Origin of the sequence: Bradyrhizobium sp., assembly GCF_049798375.1 — a bacterium.
Lineage (GTDB): Bacteria > Pseudomonadota > Alphaproteobacteria > Rhizobiales > Xanthobacteraceae > Bradyrhizobium.
The window spans coordinates 1-2,050 of record NZ_JBARGP010000452.1; the positions used below are offsets into that span (position 1 = coordinate 1).

Below are 2,050 nucleotides of genomic sequence, written 5' to 3' on the forward strand. Positions count from 1 at the left end.
CTTCCAGATCGCCGGGTTGTTTTCGAAGGCCCGCGGCGCGATCTCGTCGAGCACCTGCGGATCGATCCCGATATCCACCACCCGGACCCGGCCGCAATGCAGCCGGCCCGGCATCAACAGATGCGCCGGCTTCTTGCGGAAGAAGGTCACGGTCTCCTGGGCATTGACGGCGCTGCCCATCACGGCGGCCGTGGTGCCGTTGATGCCGCTCGGCAGGTCGATGGCGAGCACCGGCGCGCCATTGGCATTGATCGCCGCGATCACGTCATGCGGCTCGCCGGTCACCGGGCGGCTGAGGCCTGCGCCGAACAGCGCATCGATGATCAGCGCCGGCTTGCCGATCGCCTGCGGATTGAACGGCAGCACCGGAAATTTCCAACCCCGCGCGGCGGACGCCGCATCGCCATGCAGCGCGTCGCGCTCGCAACTCAGGATCACCGAGACCTCGCGGCCCTGTGCGGCGAGTTCGGCGGCAGCAACGAAGCCGTCACCGCCATTGTTGCCGGGCCCGCAGATCACTAGGATCGGCCCCACCTCAGCAAGATCCATGGCGGCCGCGGCGACCGCCTGCCCTGCGCTCAGCATCAGCGCGAAGCCCGGCGTGCCCGCGGCGATGGCCAGTCGATCCGCCCGCTCCATCTCGCTCGTTGTCAGAACTTCCATCGTCTCAACATCCCCCGATCGTGCCCGGACGCCCTCGATGCGGCCGCGTCCCCGCGACACTGCTTGCGCACAATGAGGCACTCAACTGAAACAATAGCTGGACCTTCTATCGCCTGCCGGCTCCGAAGTTCCAAGCGCCGAGGATACGGGCCCCATCGATGCTTGACCGCCTTATCACGAGGCAGCTCGGCCATATCGCGGACGCGAACGCTTTCCATGCCTACTATTTGACCAGTTTGCCTATTGAGCAGGCTCAGCTATTCTGGACAATTCGTAAGAGAGTCTGCAGCTTGCGGCTAAGAGCCTGGTTATCTATTCGATTTGGACCGGTTAACGACTTGGCATAGACCCTGCTTTTGAAGAGCCGCTTCGGCTGGGGTGAAAGGCTGTCAGTTGCCGGCGTCCGCCGAGGTGGTTCAGGCCCGGTATGTGATCGAACGATCTGTGCGTCTGGCGCCGCTGGACCGCGACCTTGAATTTTATTCGGAATGCCCGGGAGGCGCTCAGTGAAGAAGATCGAAGCCATCATCAAGCCGTTCAAATTGGACGAGGTGAAGGAAGCGCTTCAGGAAGTGGGACTGCAGGGCATCACCGTGACCGAGGCCAAGGGATTCGGCCGGCAGAAGGGTCATGCCGAGCTCTATCGCGGCGCCGAATACATCGTCGACTTCCTGCCGAAGGTGAAGATCGAGATCGTGATCGGCGACGACCTGGTCGAGCGTGCGATCGAAGCCATCCGACGCGCCGCGCAGACCGGCCGCATCGGCGACGGCAAGATCTTCGTTTCCAACATCGAGGAAGCCATCCGCATCAGGACCGGCGAGTCCGGTCTCGACGCGATCTAACACACGCGACCGGGCTTGGCAGGGATCATCTGCGAGGCCCCGGACTGAAGAAAAATTCGCGATGCGAACAGCCGGACCGCGGCGCAAATGCCCTGTTTCGGGGCAGATGCGGGCTGCGGGTCGGCTGTTTCCGATATTGTGTTGAGCCTCGCGCGAGGCTATGGAGCATGACCCGCGATCGCCGTCCGCGGCCGGGCCGAAACGGATAACGAGGGCGCGATTGCGGCCAGTCGCGCTCTAAATTTTTGATCCAGCACGATCTTTTCGGAAAACCCTCCGCACGTTTCCGAATGTCGCTCTAGCCAAAAGGGGTATTCATGAAGAACGCCAAAGATGTCCTGAAAGCGATCAAGGACAACGACGTCAAATACGTCGACCTGCGTTTCACCGATCCGCGCGGCAAGTGGCAGCACGTGACGTTCGACGTTGGCATGATCGACGAAGACATTTTCGCTGAAGGCACCATGTTCGACGGCTCCTCGATCGCAGGCTGGAAGGCGATCAACGAATCCGACATGTGCCTGATGCCCGATCCGGTCACG

Annotated in this window: 3 protein-coding genes; 2 read left to right on the forward strand and 1 reads right to left on the reverse strand. The window is 62.0% G+C overall.

Annotation, left to right across the window (positions count from 1 at the left end):
* Positions 1-663, reverse strand: a 663-nt coding sequence (locus WA702_RS18705) for an NAD(P)H-hydrate epimerase (RefSeq protein WP_425112020.1), incomplete at its 3' end; no start/stop codon positions are given.
* Between the two features lie 506 nt (positions 664-1,169).
* Here WA702_RS18705 and WA702_RS18710 point away from each other — a divergent pair.
* Both WA702_RS18710 and WA702_RS18715 read left to right on the forward strand, forming a co-directional pair.
* Complete coding sequence (locus tag WA702_RS18710; RefSeq protein ID WP_009027873.1) at positions 1,170-1,508, forward strand: P-II family nitrogen regulator; 339 nt, start codon at positions 1,170-1,172, stop codon at positions 1,506-1,508.
* A 317-nt stretch (positions 1,509-1,825) separates the two neighbouring features.
* A partial coding sequence (locus WA702_RS18715; protein ID WP_425112021.1) for a glutamine synthetase beta-grasp domain-containing protein occupies positions 1,826-2,050 on the forward strand: 225 nt, incomplete at its 3' end.